Origin of the sequence: Citrobacter sp. Marseille-Q5395 (assembly GCF_947057495.1) — a bacterium.
Classification (GTDB): domain Bacteria; phylum Pseudomonadota; class Gammaproteobacteria; order Enterobacterales; family Enterobacteriaceae; genus Citrobacter; species Citrobacter murliniae.
Map to the genome: position 1 here is coordinate 1 of NZ_CAMSEL010000051.1, position 1,234 is coordinate 1,234.

The following is a 1,234-nucleotide window of genomic DNA, read 5'->3' on the forward strand; positions in this document are numbered from 1 at the left end:
CAGATTAATGCTGACACGTCGGTTGCAGGGAATATCGGGGCGTCAAAGGAGATAACGGATAAATCCGGCAGCATGAGCAAGATACGTGAAGTCTTTAACAACCACGATCACCGCGGCGACAGCGGCGGGCTCACCGATAAACCTAATCAGAAAATGTGACCTGCTGCGGCAGGTTTTTTTATGCCTGGAGAAAAAACATGTCTCAGTTACATGGCGTTGAAACTATTGAACTCACCTCGGGTACGGTGGCGGTTACCACGATTCAGACCGCCATTATCGGCCTGGTGGGAACGGCACCTGATGCGTCTGGGGGAACAGCCGCATCGGGATCATCCGGTACCCCCATTCTCGATAACGTTATCGACTTCACTGCAACCATTAAGGGGCGGGAAGGCAATGTCATCAATGTCGCTGCGCTGGCCGGACAGCCGGCAGCCGAAAATCCTGCTGCGGTTGTGACGTCAGCAAGCTGGGATCCTGAATCGCTGACACTGAAAATCACGCTGGGTTGTGATGAACACGGTGTTATCACGGCTAAACCCGGAGACGTTGCTGAGGCTGTCGGTGGTGTTGATGGCGCAAAAGTCAGTGCGAGCGGGCGCGGTGACGGGATTGTCCAGCCCTTCAGCCTGCAATTAGCGGGGGGTGAAGATGAACCCTTTCCACTCAATACGCCGGTGGCGGTCGTCGGCACCACGCTGTTATCCCGCCTGGGTGAAAAAGGTACGCTGAAACAGGCACTGACAGACATTAACGATCAGCGTAATGCGCTGACGGTGGTGGTGCGTGTGGCAGATGAAAACGATGTGGCAAAACGACGCGCTGCGGTACTGAAGGGGATCGGCACCCTGTCTTCAGCGAAATCTGTTACCACGTACCAGCCGCGTATTGTGATTGCACCGGGATTCAGTGAGGACGATGCGGTTGGTAAGGGGCTGGAAACCGTGGCCGGGAAATTGCGCGCCGTTGCATATGTTGACTGCGCCTCCGGTGCGACGCTGCAGGAAGTGGTACAGCGTCGCCAGTCCTATGGCGCACGAACTGAACTGTTGCGCCCGCGGGTCCAGGCAAGCGATGCAGATGGCCAGCTGGTTTATCGGCCTTACTCTGCGTTTGCTGCCGGGTTACGCGCCCGCATCGACTTTGAAAAAGGCTGGTGGTGGAGCAAGTCGAACCAGGACATCAACAACATCCTCGGTGTTGAGCAGATCGATGAATTTATCCTCGGGGATGA

Annotated in this window: 1 protein-coding gene; it reads left to right on the plus strand. The window is 55.9% G+C overall.

Annotation, left to right across the window (positions count from 1 at the left end; all coding sequences use genetic code 11):
* Positions 1-197: 197 nt before the first annotated feature.
* Positions 198-1,234: phage tail sheath subtilisin-like domain-containing protein (locus tag OH663_RS25700; RefSeq protein ID WP_200013374.1), on the plus strand; the 1,037-nt coding region annotated here is incomplete at its 3' end.